11 protein-coding genes are annotated in these 16,683 nt (G+C 51.4%); 9 read left to right on the top strand and 2 right to left on the bottom strand.

Annotated elements, in window-relative coordinates; genetic code table 11:
- Window positions 1-55 precede the first annotated feature (55 nt).
- The 9 genes from Q4E93_RS05725 to Q4E93_RS05685 all read left to right on the top strand — a co-directional run bounded on the left by Q4E93_RS05725 (window position 56) and on the right by Q4E93_RS05685 (window position 13,248).
- A complete protein-coding gene (locus Q4E93_RS05725; RefSeq protein ID WP_303583322.1) occupies window positions 56-3,400 on the top strand; it encodes a SusC/RagA family TonB-linked outer membrane protein in 3,345 nt (1,114 codons plus the stop codon).
- A gap of 74 nt (window positions 3,401-3,474) precedes the next feature.
- Window positions 3,475-4,899 (top strand): RagB/SusD family nutrient uptake outer membrane protein, encoded by a 1,425-nt coding sequence (locus Q4E93_RS05720; RefSeq protein ID WP_303583320.1) that lies wholly within the window; start codon window positions 3,475-3,477, stop codon window positions 4,897-4,899.
- A 2-nt stretch (window positions 4,900-4,901) separates the two neighbouring features.
- Complete coding sequence (locus tag Q4E93_RS05715) at window positions 4,902-5,681, top strand: DUF4397 domain-containing protein (protein ID WP_303583318.1); 780 nt, start codon at window positions 4,902-4,904, stop codon at window positions 5,679-5,681.
- Between the two features lie 19 nt (window positions 5,682-5,700).
- Complete coding sequence (locus tag Q4E93_RS05710) at window positions 5,701-6,621, top strand: ABC transporter ATP-binding protein (RefSeq protein WP_303583316.1); 921 nt, start codon at window positions 5,701-5,703, stop codon at window positions 6,619-6,621.
- An 11-nt stretch (window positions 6,622-6,632) separates the two neighbouring features.
- The gene (locus tag Q4E93_RS05705) at window positions 6,633-8,993 is read left to right on the top strand and encodes an ABC transporter permease subunit (protein ID WP_303583314.1); all 2,361 of its coding nucleotides are present in this window, start codon (window positions 6,633-6,635) and stop codon (window positions 8,991-8,993) included.
- A 9-nt stretch (window positions 8,994-9,002) separates the two neighbouring features.
- On the top strand, window positions 9,003-10,301 hold the full coding sequence (locus Q4E93_RS05700) for a MutS-related protein (protein WP_303583312.1): 1,299 nt from the start codon (window positions 9,003-9,005) through the stop codon (window positions 10,299-10,301).
- On the top strand, window positions 10,298-11,425 hold the full coding sequence (locus Q4E93_RS05695) for a TlpA disulfide reductase family protein (RefSeq protein ID WP_303583310.1): 1,128 nt from the start codon (window positions 10,298-10,300) through the stop codon (window positions 11,423-11,425). The genes Q4E93_RS05700 and Q4E93_RS05695 overlap by 4 nt, the downstream gene beginning before the upstream one ends.
- Window positions 11,426-11,429: 4 nt before the next feature.
- On the top strand, window positions 11,430-12,752 hold the full coding sequence (locus Q4E93_RS05690) for a MutS-related protein (RefSeq protein WP_303583309.1): 1,323 nt from the start codon (window positions 11,430-11,432) through the stop codon (window positions 12,750-12,752).
- A complete protein-coding gene (locus tag Q4E93_RS05685; RefSeq protein WP_368501865.1) occupies window positions 12,745-13,248 on the top strand; it encodes an NAD(P)/FAD-dependent oxidoreductase in 504 nt (167 codons plus the stop codon). Before Q4E93_RS05690 ends, Q4E93_RS05685 begins: the two co-directional genes overlap by 8 nt.
- On the opposite strand, the gene Q4E93_RS05680 is transcribed toward Q4E93_RS05685, so the two are convergent.
- Both Q4E93_RS05680 and Q4E93_RS05675 read right to left on the bottom strand, forming a co-directional pair.
- Window positions 13,235-13,537 carry a hypothetical protein gene (locus Q4E93_RS05680; RefSeq protein ID WP_303583308.1) on the bottom strand — a complete coding sequence of 101 codons (303 nt, stop codon included), beginning with the start codon at window positions 13,535-13,537 and terminating at the stop codon, window positions 13,235-13,237. The two genes, Q4E93_RS05685 and Q4E93_RS05680, sit on opposite strands and share 14 nt — an antisense overlap.
- A gap of 496 nt (window positions 13,538-14,033) precedes the next feature.
- Window positions 14,034-16,460 (bottom strand): Ig-like domain-containing protein, encoded by a 2,427-nt coding sequence (locus Q4E93_RS05675; RefSeq protein WP_303583306.1) that lies wholly within the window; start codon window positions 16,458-16,460, stop codon window positions 14,034-14,036.
- Window positions 16,461-16,683 lie beyond the last annotated feature (223 nt).

Raw genomic sequence — 16,683 nt, 5'->3', positions numbered from 1 at the left:
ACTAGAAATGGTACTAACCAGCTTCTGCAAAAAATTTTCAGCAAGACGCCGGCTAATGAGAAAGCTGACGATCACCTCCCTGATGGGCGTGTTATTTTTGACCAGGTCAACCATCGGATTTTCGCAAAATGTGAGCTTAAAGGCAACCAATGCTTCATTAAAGTCGGCGTTTGCACGGATAAAAAAGCAGACGGGCTACACGTTCTTTTATAATCCCGACCTGTTGAACATGGCCAATAAAATAACGATCGATGTTAAGGAAATGCCTCTTGAAAAGGCCCTGGAGCTGCTGTTCAAAGACCAGCCGCTCACGTATACGCTGGTAGGTAAGCTGATAACACTGTCCATAAAGAGGCCAGTCGAATCTCCGGGTGCGATGTTCTTATCATCCCCATTCGTGAAGATATCGGGACAGGTCAGGAACAAGCTTGGGCAACCGCTGGAAGGGGCGAGTGTCATGATCATTCATAAAAACAGCGGAGCCCTGACCAATTCCAAAGGGGAGTTCGTAGTGGGAAAGATCAGGCGGGAGGACTCGCTTGCCATCAGCATGATCGGGTATAGGACCCAGCAGATGGCCGTTCCCGGTTCGGGTTATCTTGAAGTGGTGCTGAAGGACGCTGTCGACAAGATGGATGAGGTGATTAAAACGGCCTATGGCAGGACGAGCAGGCGCCTGGCGACGGGAGATATCGCAAGGGTGACTTCGGAGGAGATAGAAAAACAACCGGTCTCCAACCCCTTACTCGCGCTGCAGGGCAGGGTGCCAGGGCTGGTGATCACACCGATCTCGGGGTATGCCAGCAGTCCTGTAAAAGTGGAATTGAGAGGGAGGAGCGACCTGAACCCTTCTTCTACGGGCGAACCTTTATATGTGGTAGACGGAGTTCCGCTCACCGTCCTCGAAGTCTCGGGCGGCAGCGGTTATGCCCTTGGCGCCCTCGGTTTTAACCAGGGTGTTCCGGGTTTTACAAATGGACAAAGCCCTTTATTCAGCATCAATCCGAAGGACATTGAAAGCATTGAAGTGCTGAAAGACGCAGGGGCCACGGCCATATATGGTTCACGGGGGGCAAAGGGCGTAATTCTGATCACCACAAAGAAAGGGCAACCCGGGCGGACGCAATTCAATCTTGGAGTAGAGCAGGGGATAAATACCATCACCCGCTATTGGCAAATGCTGAATACGCCCCAATATCTCCGGATGCGCCGGGAAGCATTCAGCAATGACGCCATCACCCCCTCGGCATTGACGGCCCCTGACCTGCTTGTATGGGATACCACGCGCTACACCGACTGGCAGAGGGCCGCTTTTGGCGGCACAGGCAAGTTCACCCAGGTATCGGCATCGCTATCCGGCGGCAGCGGTCCAACGACGTTCAGCCTCAGAGGCGGGTATTTTCGTGTGTCGGATATTACGGTAAAGTCCGGCGCTACGCAAAGAGCGACTTTGAACTCGTCCATCGGTTACCATAGCGCCGACAGGAAGCTGGACCTGTTGTTTTCCTCTAATCTTGCCTACAATGATATCAATGTGATCGGCATTCCGTCAGGCCCGAACGCCAGCGCATTGCCGCCCAATGCGCCGCCGATATTTTCAAAGACGGGAGCGCTGAACTGGGATGGATGGAACCAGGGAATGAACCCCATTTTCCCGCTGATCAATTTTCCTTTTGGCGCCCTTCAGCAACGTACCCCTTCGTCAACGATCAACCTGAATACGGATCTCGTGTTGAAATACAGAATACTCGACAACCTGGTATTCTCGACGAGGCTGGGGTATAACGATGCACATACAAGCGCAAGTTCACTTACGCCGATCACCGCACAAAATCCGTTGTTAAAACCTACGGGTCAGGCTTATTTCGGTGCAACGAACAATTCAAACTGGCTCATCGAACCGCAGCTGGACTACACTGCGCTTATAGGACCCGGAAAGCTGAGCTTACTGACAGGCGGAACGTTTCAGTCTACTACAACCCACGTAAAAAGGCAGTTGGGCTATGGATACACCAGCGACCTTTTGCTGGGTTCGATCCTTGCCGCCCCCAACGTTGCAGACTATGATGCCGACGGTTTCAAAAAGATCCTCGGCGTATTCGGCATCATAAATTATAATTTGTACGACAGGTATATCCTGGAGCTCAACGCCAGAAGGGACGGCTCCTCCCGATTTGGACCGGGCAGACAATTTGGGAACTTTGGCTCTGCGGCCTTCGCCTGGATAGCCTCCGAAGAAAAATGGCTGAAAAAGATACTGCCCTCCTGGACAAATTATTTAAAGCTCCGCGGCAGCTACGGTGTTACGGGCAGCGACGGCGTGGACGATTATCAATACATCTCACAGTGGAGCTCCTCGAGCTCCTCCATGTCCGGCCTCCCTGCCTACGACGGTGCTTCTCCCCTGGTCAGCATCCATGCTGTCAATCCCCTGTTTCAGTGGCAGGTCAACAAGAAACTGGAAGGATCTTTGGAGCTGGGCCTTTTTGATGGCAACCGGATCAACCTGACGGTCACCTATTATCGCGAACGCACGGGCAATCAGCTGGTGCCCTATACCACCCCGATCCTCACCGGTTTCCCCAGCGTCACAGCCAACTTCCCTGCGCTGGTTCAAAATTCCGGTTGGGAGAGTCTCATCCGCGCCGTCCTTATTCAAACGAAAACGCTCAGCTGGTCGGTCGATTTCAATATTTCCATAAACCGGAACAGGTTACTGGCGTTTCCAAACCTGGCCAGCTCGCCCTATGCAACGCTGTACAAGGTGGGAGCGCCTACTGCTGTCAGCTTTGCCTTTCATTATACGGGCGTAGACCCGCTCACCGGTCGGTACACCTACCAGGACTTCAATCATGACGGGAAGATAACTTTCAATGGCTCTGTCATAGCCGGGACGGCAGATGACGACCGGAATGCCGTCATAGATTATGCCCCCCGGTATACGGGAGGGTTCGGCACCCAATTGAATTATAAATGTGTTCGGCTTAGCCTGTTTTTCACTTATGCCCGGCAAAAAACGTACAACGCCCTATTGGGCTCGGGCGCGGGATCCCCCGCCAATATTTCGACCGTAGTCTATAACGATCACTGGCAAAAGCCGGGAGACCACGCAGCCTACGCCCGGTTCACGACTGCTCCCGGAAGTTCCGACTATAATTTCGCGGCTTCCGACGGTGTTATTGCCGATGCCTCCTATCTGCGGCTCGGCACGGTTTCGCTGGGCTACGATCTGCCGCAGCCGGTGATAAAGAAGATGGGAGTAAAAGGATGCTCGTTCTCGATACAGGGTCAAAACGTCTTCGTCATAACAGGATTCAGGGGCCCTGACCCGCTCGCCTCCGGGTTTGGGGTCATGCCGCCCGTCAGGACCATCACGGGAAATATATCTATTAACTTTTAACGGGATTAACGATGCGAAAAAATAAATCAACGATTGTCCTTTTTTTGGCCCTGTGTCTGTCTTCCTGTTCAAAAATGATACAGATCCCGGATCCGGCCAGCAGCATTACCATCACGAAAGTCTTTGACACAGACGCTACCGCCTCATCGGCCATGGCTGGGGTGTATACCCAGCTCATCAACGGAACGTATGGCATAGCTAACAGCAATTACGCCACCAATGTATTCAGTGACGGATTAACCACGATCCTTGCGGGGCTCTCCGCCGATGAGCTGCAGACGACTACAGCGAATAATGCGCTGTTTCAGCTATCGGCAAACAATCTAACGGCGAAGCTGGCAGACCAGAGTTATATCCCGACCTTATGGGCAAGTGCCTATTCCATCGGCATCTACGGCGCAAATGCAGTCCTTGAGGGGATAGCTGCCTCCACTTCTCCGGATCTGACCGACAGTACGAGACGGCAGCTTACGGGTGAGGCTAAATGCATACGAGCCTTCTGCCATTTCTATCTCACCAACTTTTACGGTGATATCCCGTTGGTGCTGACCACGGATTTTAATAAGACGGCCAACCTGGCCAGGGCCAAACAAGTCGACGTATATGCGCAGATCATAAAGGACCTGAAAGACGCTCAGGCCGCTTTGCCAGACAATTATATCAGTGTAGGGGGACGGGTAAGACCCAATAAATGGGCGGCTACTGCCTTGTTGGCAAGGGTTTATCTCTACACCGGCGACTACAGCGACGCATCGGCTCAGGCCGGCTCGGTAATTGACCACGTCGATCTCTATCACCTGGAACCGGACCTTAACAATGTATTCCTGACCACCAGCAGTGAAGCGATCTGGCAGCTACAGCAAAATACGTCCATCCCCAATCTGGGTAACGCAACGCCGGAGGGTTCGTTCTGGCTGCCAAACCCTCTCCATACCGGGAGGCCCCCTATTGCCTCGCTGACCAGTCAGCTGCTGAATGCATTTGAGCCCGGTGACAGGAGAAGAACCAACTGGATAGACAGCACAGATTATATGGCTGATCCCGGTATTCCCGCTGCGACCTATTATTTTCCTTATAAGTATAAAACGGGCACCTATAACTATTCGGTGGGCGGAGCTGCTTCCGAATACTATATGGTACTGAGACTGGCAGAGCTATACCTTATTCGGGCAGAGGCGGCGGCAAATGGCGGACCGGGAGGGGCGAATGCGGCGATCGCCGACCTGAACAGCCTGCGTCACCGGGCCGGGTTGAACAGCCTGCCGGCCAATCTGTCGGCGTCCGACCTTACAACCGCCATTGCAAAGGAATGGCAAACGGAATTCTTTTGTGAATGGGGCCATCGCTGGTTCAATCTGAAAAGAACCCGGCAGACATCTGCCGTCTTTTCTTCCATCGCCGTAAAACAGCCGTGGAAGGGAGACTATCAGCTGCTTTATCCACTGCCTACCCAGGAGATCCTCAACGACCATTATCTCACTCAAAATACCGGCTATTGATTATGCGAATTAAAGATCTCTTTCTGTACGCTTTGCTGTCGCTAAGTGTCGCGTCCTGCTCCAAACAGCCAATGCCTGCGTCGCCGTCCTCCCTTACGATCATCAACGCAGTGGTGGGGAGCGCGCCGCTGGTCACCGATTTTTCGGGGACAGGAGCCATCACGTGGTTTTCGGGCGCCGATAAGATTGCATATAATAGTTTTAGTACCGCCGATTACGGCGACAATAATCAGCTGTCGTCATACTCCGGCATACAGAAGCTGGCGCTGTATCAGTACCCCGATACGCTGCAGCAGGCTAAGCCGTTGTTCAACCTGACCCTTACGCTGCCGGCGGGATCGATCAACAGCCTTTTCCTGACGGGTACGGTCGACGCGCCTGACACCTTGTTTGTCGCGGACCAGCTGCCGCCTCATCCCGTATCCGACAGCGTGGCAGCCATCCGGTTTGTCAACCTTTCTCCCAACAGCGCTCCCGTCAGCATCAACCTGCTTGGAAAGGCTAATGGCAGCGAAGTGGCCACTCTGTCTTACAAAGGGATCACGGCGTTCACCAGTTATCCTGCAACGCACGATATCGCCAGCTACAGTTTTGAGTTCAGGGACGCCGCCACGGAAACTTTACTCGCGACCTATACGGCGGACGGGATCAACAATGCTGAATCAGACCCGTTTAATCCCACAAAGATCTGGCGCAACAGGAACACGACGCTGGCGCTGCTGGGCGTTCCGGGAGGGTCCGGCGACAAGGCGCTGTCGGTTCTGATGATCAACAACTACTAAAACATTTTATATAGAAAATATGATACTAACAACGGAGCATCTTTCTCATAGATATACCAGTTCATGGGCTATACATGACATTGGGATCCAAATCGAAGGCACCGGCATCATCGGACTTTTAGGATCCAACGGAGCAGGCAAGTCGACGACCATGAACATTATTTGCGGCACACTGAACCCCACCGAAGGAAATGTCTTTATTGATGGCATAGACCTGAGAAAACATCCCGAAGAGGCCAAGAAAAAGATCGGTTATCTGCCACAGACCTTACCCCTCTACACCGACCTCACCGTCGATGAATATCTTATCTACTGTGCGGAATTGCGGATGGTGGCAAAAGACAAAATTAGGCCGACGCTGAGTGACGTAAAAGAACGCTGCGGCATCACCCAGGTGAGCTCGAGGCTCATCAAAAATCTTTCGGGCGGCTACCGTCAACGGGTGGGGATCGCCCAGGCCATCATCCATCGTCCCAGGCTGATCGTAATGGATGAGCCTACCAACGGGCTTGATCCCAACCAGCTGATCGAAGCAAGGAAATTAATAAAGGAAATTGCCGAAGAACATACGGTGCTGTTGTCGTCACACGTGCTTTCCGAAGTCAACCTGCTTTGTAAAGAGATCATCATGATAGAGGCCGGCAGGGTAGTATTCTCCGACAGTATGGATTCATTCAATAGTTATATCCAGTCAAGATCGGTGGTCGTCAGGATGGAAAACCCGCCTTCGAAAGAGGAACTATTCAGCGTACGGGGTGTCGCCGGCATGGAGTTTATAACGGACAAAAAATTACGCATCTATTTTGATGGCGGCAGTGAGATCACAGAGAAACTAATAGCGGCCAGTGTTGCCGGTAACTGGCGCCTGCAGGAGATCAGCATCGACAAAGGAGAGCTCGATGACATTTTCAAACTAATATCCCAACAAACGACCAAATAAAAATACTGATAATGACTTTCAAAATAGCAAAGAACGAATTGCGGAACATGTTCTATTCGCCGGTAGCGTGGTTTCTGACGCTGATCTTTCTTATACAATGTGCCATATACTATTCGGCAGCTCTTGGACCCTATGCGGTCTGGCAGGATATTCTGTTAAGGAATAATCCAAAGTGGAAGAATTTTGGAGATACGTCCCTTACAATGGCTTTCTTTTTGGGCCAGGACGGTCTGCTTGCCAATGTTCTTCAGAATGTTTACCTGTTCATCCCATTGCTGACCATGGGACTCATCAGCAGGGAGATCAATAATGGATCGATCAAGCTGCTCTATTCGTCGCCGGTAAAATTGAAACAGGTCGTCTTTGGGAAATTTCTGGCGGTGCTGGTGTATAACCTGGTGCTGGCAGCCGTACTGGGCCTGTTCATCGCCACCACAGCGGTCACTGTCAAATCGATAGACGGTGGACTATTGTTGTCCGCCATGCTCGGGTTTTACCTGATGGTTTGCGCCTATTCTGCGATCGGGCTCTTTATGTCGAGCCTCACGACTTATCAGATCGTTTCGGCCATCAGCACCTTCACCATTATATTCATACTCTCACATATAGGGAGCCTGTGGCAAAAGTATGATTTTGTCAGGGACCTGACGTATTTTCTGTCGCTCCAGGGACGCACGGCGAAGATGGTGGGCGGTCTGATCACGACAAAAGACGTCTTTTACTTTCTGATCATCATGTGCATGTTCTTGGCCTTTACCATCCTGAGGCTGCAGGGGGACAGGGAGACAAGACCCTGGTGGATAAAGGCGGGGAGGTATGCCCTGGTCGCCGTGTCGGGTCTATTGATCGGCTATGTGAGCTCGCGCCCCCGTCTCACCGGGTACTGGGACACTACTGCGTGCAATGTGAACACGATCCATCCGCGTACCCAGAATATACTTCGACAGCTGGAAGATGGCCCGCTTGAAGTGACGTTGTACACCAATCTTTTGGATATGGGCACGGCTGTCAGGGGAGTGCCTGAAGCGCGCAATCTCTATTTATCGCAGCTTTGGGATCAATACCTCCGTTTTAAGCCCGATATAGTATTCAAATACGAATACTACTACGATTATGATCCCGTCTTCAATTACTATTATGCGGGGACCACTGACAGTATGGTCTATAAGAATTTCCCTGGTAAGACTTTAAAGGAAATTGCTTCGGAAATGGCCACGGGCGCCGATCAGGATATATCTCTGTTCAAATCGCCCGAAGAAATGCATAAAGAGATCGACCTGGACCCCGAGGGCTACCGATTGGTGATGAGGCTAAAGTATAAGGGGAGAACGGAGTTTGTGCGTACTTTCGACGACCCCGATTTCTGGCCGAGTGAAGTGAACCTGAATGCCGCATTTAAGAGATTATTGCAGGCCAGTCTACCCAGGGTAGCATTTGTAACGGGTGGATTAGAACGGAATATTTACAAGACGGGGGAAAGAGAATTCCAAAGGCATTCGCTGGCGAAAGCAGAACGGGTCGCGCTGATTAACATAGGATTCGTTTCAGACACCATCAATTTGTCCACCCAGGATATCCCGTCCAATATAACTACGGTGGTGCTGGCAGACCCGAAAGTGGACCTGACGCCTTTGGAGATCGTCAAACTCAAAAAATACATCGCGGGTGGTGGGAATATGCTGATCAATGGTGAACCAGGCAAGCAACAAGTGCTCAATCCCCTCCTGCGCGAGCTGAATATTCAGCTGATGCCGGGCCAGATCATACAGCCGTCATTCAATGAAACACCCGAAAAGGTGCAGCCTTATCTTACGCCTGCGGCTGCATACCTTTCAGAAGACAAAACGCTGACGAAATTTAAGCGCCTGCTTTTGAGCCATGATACGGACGACACCTTAAAGATAAGCACGCCCGGCGTGACGGCAGTGTCATTCAAAGACAGCCTGTTCAGGATAAGCCCTTTAATGTTGACTTCCGACAACGTATCGTGGCTTAAAGAAGGCAAGCTGGTATTGGATTCGGCGGCGCCCGTCTTTGCCACAGAGGAGGGTGACGTGAGAGGGAGCTTTGCAACGGGCCTGCAACTTACGAGAAAGATCAGCAATAAAGAACAGCGCATTTTAGTATTCGGCGACGTCGACTTTATGTGCAATATGCGGGTAGCTCAAAGTATGTACTTTCTTATTTCCTGTTACAGTTGGCTCAGCGATAACCAATTCCCTATCTATACGCCGCGACCGTCCGCGGAAGACAATTTACTGTACATCGGTCCAAAAGGGGCTGCTGCTCTAAGAATTGTTTATATATGGATCGTGCCGGCGCTGATCCTGCTGGCGGGGACAATAATACTGATAAGGAGAAAGAGAAAATAGCGTTTACCTATGCTACTAAGAACCGACGAACAAACAATAAGCGACCTGGGGATCTTTGGAAGCAAAGGCACTGGCAGCATCTATGAGCTATTCCACCGGGTCAACAGCCGGGGCGGCGCGGCAGTATTGGAAGAAATGTTCCGCAAACCCCTGTCCGACAGGGATGCCATCAGCAGGCGGATCAGCATCATCGAGAGCTTTGCAAGGTCCAATATCCGGTTTCCCTACGATGCTGCCCTGATGGACGCCGCGGAGAAATATCTCACCGACAGGCGACAGGAAGCCAAAAATGAGAGCGGTCCTGCATTCATGGGAGAGAAAGAAATGCAAAGCGGCGTAGGCGCCATACTGGATATTTTTCAGAAAACGAGGGCCTTTGTGGACCTTCCTGAGGTGAGGGGCATTCCAGCCCTTTCCCGGGAAAGGGCCGACCTGTGCGGGCTGCTGGATGACCCTGCTTTTGCACCTGTCTTTGTGGAGCGGCCGGGGCATCGCCTGAGCTTCAGCGCCCTGACCGCCTATGACAGCCTGTTCAGGTTAGCCGAGCAGGATAAGATACAACAGCTGTTGGAGTATATGTACTTCCTCGACGTGTACATTTCAGTAGCACGTATCGCCCGGGATATGAATTTTATTTTTCCCACGACGCTGGAAAAAGGCCGGGGAGAACTTCATCTGGACGGCGTTTACCACCCCGGCATAAAGGCGCCGGTTGCCAATAGCATTACCATGAACGGTTCCCGCAATGTCATTTTTCTCAGCGGTGCGAATATGGCCGGAAAATCGACGTTTCTCCGGTCGGTCAGTACGGCGCTGTACCTGGCGCATATGGGGTTCCCTGTTCCTGCGAAGTCGATGCAGTTTTCGGTAATGGATGGAATTTACACCACGATAAATCTGCCAGACAATCTGGGCATTGGGGCGAGCCATTTCTATGTTGAAGTCTTACGGGTGAAAAAAATAGCGTCCGAACTAAGCACCGGCCAGTCCTTTTTTATCTTGTTTGACGAGCTGTTCCGTGGCACCAACGTAAAAGACGCTCATGAAGCCACAGTGGCTGTCGCTTCCGGGTTCTCCCGCAGGAAGAATAGCCTGTTCATCATCTCTTCTCATATTGTAGAGGCGGCAAAGGACCTGGAACGAACGGCCGGCTTCGCCTTTCACTATCTTCCGACACGGATGCAGGGGAATGTTCCCGTCTATACCTACAAGCTGGAAAAAGGCGTCACCGACGACAGACACGGGATGATCATTATAAAAAATGAAGGGATACTCGAAATTTTGAAAAACGGAAATAAAGTCTCATGAAAAAAATTTGCTTTTCGATCTTAATGGGTCTTCCATTTTGCCTCCAGGCCCAGGGCAAGGGATTTGAAATAAAGGGTAAGCTGGGCAAGTGGAATGCGCCGGCCAAAGTCTATCTCGTTATTGGATCGCTGGTCGACTCGGCAGCGCTTACCAACGGGGAGTTCGGGTTCAAGGGGACGGTCGACGAGCCCGTATCTGCCACGCTCATACTCGACCAGGGCGGCGTAGGGCTATCCCGGCTGAACCAACAAACCGCAGACTTCACCCAATTTTACGTGGACAACGAAGTAATGACGCTCTCATCGGCGGACTCGGCAAAAAAAGCTGTTATCAGCGGGTCGGCTATCAATGACGAGAGCGCCAGGTACACCGCATTTATCCAGAGCAATACAAAGAAATCGGCGGCCTTGCAGACACAGATCGCCGCTATTCCCGCGGAGCAGCAAAATGATCCCGGCGTTCAGGCATCGCTGCAGCAGAAAATGAAGGATGCACGGGAAGAGCTGAGGGGAGCGTTGACCACCTATATCGGACAGCATCCTTCTTCCTATTTCAGCCTTTTGGCGGTTTCCAACCTGGTGTTCCTCAAAGCAGATGCGGCAAGGGTGGATGCGTTGTACAAAACGGTATCCCCCGGCCTGCAGACCAGCGGACAGGGAAAAAAGACGGCTAAAGAAATTGAAATGCTCCAGGCCACGTCCGTAGGCGCAGCGGCCAGGCTATTTACGCAGCCGGATACCAGCGGAGCACCGGTCAGCCTCTCCGGCTTCAAAGGGAAATATGTACTGCTGGATTTTTGGGCCAGCTGGTGTATGCCCTGCAGAGTCGAAAATCCCCACCTGGTGAAAGCGTATAAAAAATATCATTCCAGGGGGCTGGAGATACTCAGCGTATCACTGGATGACTTGTCCCGGAAGAACGCGTGGCTGACGGCGATCAGGAAAGACAGCTTGTCCTGGACACAGGTCAGCGATCTGAAGGGCGGGGACAACGAAGCGGCGCAGCTATACGGGATCCAGAGCATCCCCGAGAACTTTCTTATAGATCCCACCGGCAGGATCATCGCATTGAGTCTCAGAGGCGAAGACCTGGATAAAAAACTTGAAACTATTTTTACCAAATAAGACTATGAGTACCTCGTTTACTATGGACAAGCAGACGCTGGAAGAACTGAATCTGCTGGGTAAGTTCCGCAACGGTTCGGTATACGGTCTGTTCGGCAATACCAGGACAAGGGGAGGGGAGCGGTTGCTCGATGATATGTTCAGGCGCCCGCTGGCAGACGCGGACGCGATCAACGATCGGAGCGCGGTCTTCCAGCATTTTCAGCGGGCAGATCTGAAATTCCCGTTCGATGTACAGCAGGTAATCCTGATGCGCGAGTACCTCGATACCAGGACGGGGAAATACCCGGTGTTGGTTTATGCAAATACCGTGGTTAAAAGGATGCTCTCTTCCCTTGTGGGAGATGAGCAGTTCAAAAGGAATATACAGGGGCTGCAGGCCACCATACTGCTCCTGAACAAGTGCTTCGATTTTGTGCAAAAGAACGATTTCCAGGGTTGTTCATTTGGGATGAGGTCAACTGAGATAAAGAAGATCCTCTCGGAAAAGGCGATAGAAAAGATACGCAACACGAATATCTATAAGGACCTGACCTCCCGGACTATCGCTTTTTTTGATACGGTCCTGAAGGGAAAGCTTTACCCGCAAATGGAATCCATCCTGTCGTTCGTTTACGAGACGGACGTCAATATAGCAGTAAGCGAAGTTGCCGGAAGGAGGGGATTTTGTTATGCCAAAGCCTTGCCGGAAAAAGCAAATATTTTCTCGGTCACCGATGTTTTCCACCCTTGCGTCAGCAATGCGGTGGGCAATAGTATAGAATTGGGGCGGGATCAGAATGTCCTCTTTCTCACCGGGGCCAATATGGCGGGTAAATCCACCCTGATGAAGGCCATCGGCGTAAGCTTGTACCTGGCGCATATGGGTTTTCCGGTTGCTGCCGGCAGGATGGAGTTCTCGGTGAGAGAGGGGCTCTATTCGTCGATCAACGTCGCGGATAATATCGGGATGGGCTATAGTCATTTTTATGCGGAAGTGGTGAGGGTGAAGAGGGCCGCCGAAGCGGCAGCGAAAGGCAGGAGGCTATTGCTGATGTTCGACGAGCTGTTTAAGGGGACCAACGTGAAAGACGCATTTGACGGGACGCTGGCGGTGACCGAAGGGTTCTCGGAATACAGGAATTGCCTTTTTATCGTTTCTACGCATATTATTGAAGTGGGGGAGGCGCTGAAAGGGAGGTCAAATATCCGTTTTGGCTACATGCCCACGGTGATGGATGGGCTCCATCCCCTGTATACTTACAAAATGAAGGAGGGGATTACGGAGGACCGGCAAGGGATGATGATCATCAGGGATGAGGGGATTTTAGATCTGTTGAATAGTTAATATAAAGCCCGCGCTGAGCAAGACCACCGCTCAAGTCCATCTGTTGGTCAAGCAAAAAGACCTCTCCAGCACAATGTCCACGTATCTCATTGAACGCCTGCAGGCCTCACCGAAAGTTCAAATTTATTTCGATACGGAATTAACAGCGCTTACGGGGCATGAATCTCTTGAGAAGGTGGGATGGCGAAGCGCTGACGGGCGCTCCTGGACCAAACCCGTTCGAAATATATTTGTCATGATCGGGGCGGTCCCCAATACAGACTGGTTGAAGGGCTATATCCGGTTGGATCCGAATGGCTACATCGTCACCGATCCAATGTCCCCTTTTGAAACTTCACAACCCGGTGTCTTCGCTGTTGGAGATGTGAGAGCAGGATCTTCAAAACGCGTTGCTGCCGCGGTCGGCGAAGGCTCCGTCGTGATCCGGCAAGTGCATCGTTATCTTGCGCGAGCGAGTGCTGTGGAGGCAATAGCGCTACCTTCTATATCGAAGTAGGTTCGGTTTTGCCTTTCTTGTTGTAGTCGTACAGCATCTTGGTGCCCAGTCCCAACCCGGCTACTACCAGGAAAACTACGCCACCATTTACAGGAACGCTGTTGCCGGAGCTGTCTCTGTCTTTTTCTTTCCTTTCTCTCTTGTCACCCTTGTCTCCCTTGTCATCCTTGTCTCCCTTGAGCCAATGGACAAGGTCAGAAATGATATTGGCCTTGCTGATGTGAGGTGCAAACATCAACGGCGCCAGAATTAATGCACCCATTGCAATCTTCCTAAAGATCTTTTTCATTTAAATCGGGTTAAAATGTGAATAATGATATAAATAATAATAAAGCCATGCTCGTATGGGTAAAATCAACGAAGACAGAAAAAAAGAGGGGCTATCGTACAGGATTGGATAATAGGTGGAGGCGATAAAATAGATTGCCAAACTGGAAGATGGGCAACATAGATATAACGCAAATTTTGTTCCAGGTCAAAGCTTTTCCTAAGATTAACGGCTTGCGATACGAGAGATTTGCTCAAGGTGGAAAGAAAGCTGTTTTCCAAGACGGCTACATGCTATACAAAATAGCCCGGATAGACATCCAGGCCGTTGCTAAAATCCAATATCCTATTAAAAGCCAATGGTATCAAGGCAAATATTATTCCTAATATGTTTGGGTGTTAACGAGATGGAATTTGAAGCAATTGGGGAATATAATCCACATGCAATTCCCGAATCTCCTCTTTTTCCTTTTCATCCGGGACAGCGAAGGTCTTTGAAATGTCTGCTTTTATTTTTGCTAACGAACCAGGATCAATGTACCCTGCCGCTTGATGACATTTCCGGTCGACGTCGTGAGCACCACCGTATAGACATAGCCTCCTGCCGGTGCCTGGTTGCTTCCGCTGGTTCCGTTCCAGCCGGCGCGGATGTCTGAGGTTTCGAATACCTTCCCTCCGTAGCGGTTGAACACGATCATATTGAAAGACCTGGGCACGTCGCCGGTCTTGACACGGAAGAGATCGTTGGCACCGTCGCCGTTGGGGCTAAAGGCGTTGGGAAAATAATAGCCGAGACAGTCGGTGCCAACGGTCAAAGCCACTTGCGCTGAGGTGGAACAGTGATCGGTAGTGCCGGTGACGGTGTAAAGGATATCCGATTTCATTACTGCAACGGGGTCGCTTATGGAGGGATCGGAAAGACCCGCGACGGGGCTCCATTGGTAACTTTCGGCGCCATTCGCCTGGAGTTTGACGGTACCGCCGGCGCACACAGAATCATTGACGGGATCGATTGAAACTTCTGGACTGGCATTGACGGTGGCTGTTACAGGTGTACGGGCGCTTTCGCAGCCGATGGTTTGCGAGACATACCAGGTGGTGGTTCCGGGGTTGGTAGTGTTGGGGGTTGGGGCGGTGGAGGCGCCGGTGCCGCCCGCAGCTGCGGTGTACCAAAGTAAGCCGGTGCCGTTAGCGGTCAACGGGGTGGCCGTAGTGTTCTCGCAATAGAATTGAGGCGCGGCCGTAGGCGCGGCAGGCGGCGGCGTGACTGTAACCGGGATGGGCATACGCGGACTTTCGCAGCCGCTAACCGTCTGGGTTACATAATAAGTGTTTGTTCCGGCGGAGGTGGTGCTGGGTGTTGGGGCGGTCGGGCTGCCGGAGCCGCCGGTAGCCGTAGTATACCAGAGCAAACTGGTGCCATTGGCGGAAAGCGCATTCGCCTGGGAATTGACACAATAGGAAGGAGGGGCCGTATAGGTGGGGTTAGCCGGCAGAGGGTTGACGGTGACGTCTATTTCCTGGCGGGGGCTCTCACAGCTGCCGGCAGGCGTTTGAGTAACATAATATTGGGTAGTACCTGTAGCCGTCGTAACAGGCGTCGGGGCAATGGATGAGCCTGTTCCACCGGTGGCGGAGGTGTACCAGAGCAGGCTGCTGCCGGTGACATCGCCGCTCAGATCGGACGGAGTGCTATTGAGACAAATACCGATCGGGGTATTGACGCCTGGAGCGACAGCTGCCGTTCCTTTCAACGTTTCATATGGCCCTATGTCTACAGCAGGTCCCTGCATTCTTGCATTTCCACCAGCATCGGTCGTAGTTTGCGCAAAAGTTGACCCTTGGTCGATCACAGGGCTACAAGGAGACACGTGAAAGTCGTATCCGGCGACATTTACAAACAACGGGTCAGCATCGATGTTACTCCCGGGCGGAAACGTCCCATCAATATCAGAATTGTACATTGCGAGAGGTTTATTGCCGCCCGAATATCCCGAGGTATAAGGGGGCCCTGACGTCCAGACAATATTGTAATCAAATTGAATACTGCTAAATGCGGAATTGTTGAAATCGTTGGTAAATATGGGGGCGGCTTCATTATAAAAAAGGCAATTCTCCATTTGTAGATACTCCGTAGATGTGCCGTTGGTGACAGCGTTCCCAAACACGCTGGCGCCTCCCGATGAAGTGGTGTTATTGTAGAAGATGTCGTTTTCGAAAACATAAAGATAGTCTGTCGCAACGATCGTATTGTACACCGCGCCGCCATATACGGCCTGGTTGTCGTGAAAAAGGCAGTTTATTGCACCGTAATTGACCTGAAGGGCGGAAATCCCATAGGAGCCAATTGCGCCGCCATAAAAAGCATAGTTGTTCGTAAATGTACAATTATAGAAATCTGTACCGGATGCATCCCCCGGATTGGCAGAAAGAAAGACGACCCCTCCACCCGTATTATCCGGCTGAGCAAGGGAACTGGAGCCGGCATCTGCCTGTCCATCCCGGATCGTGACCCCATGGAAGCTGCCGATCCAAAGATTGGCATTGTATGTAACGACGTGATAGCAATTATCCGATGCATTGCCGGGTATGCCGATATCGCCGCTGAGAATAGTAGGATACAGCGTCGGGCTGGCCTGTGTGTTGGCCGTCTCTGTTCCGTTGAATCCGCCATATATCGTAGTACCGCCCGGAATGCTGAAAGTTGCCGAACGGCCGGCAGGGCTGGCGGGCTTATAGGTGCCCTGGGCGATCCATATCTGATCAAAAGTACCGGCCACGGCCAACGCCGACTGTAAATTATTGAAGGCGGTCGCCCAGGATGTTCCTGCTCCTGGTGTGGGGTTATTTATATTGACGTAACGGATGGCTCCAAAACAGCACGAGATCGGAAAAAGGAAAGCGGTGAGAATGGCCTTGAATACCTGGCCACGGCGATCGGTCATATCAACAAAAGGTTTTTACAGTCTATATTGGATCAGCAGGAATACTTTTCTGAAACGTAAAAGATAGCCGAATTAGTCTGCAAACATTTGAAAAAACGCACCTGAATTGGGAACCCGAAAATTCTAATGGAGGCGCCTGGCCCCCTGTATATTTTGAAATTGGCCCATCATAGTAACCGAATTAAGATCTAATTTTATCCTAATATCAAATAAAAAGGGAGGT

Source organism: Flavitalea plasmicola (assembly GCF_030546645.1).
Classification (GTDB): Bacteria; Bacteroidota; Bacteroidia; order Chitinophagales; family Chitinophagaceae; genus Puia.
The sequence above is the reverse complement of the archived record's forward strand: the minus strand, read 5'-3'. Positions and strand labels throughout refer to the sequence as shown.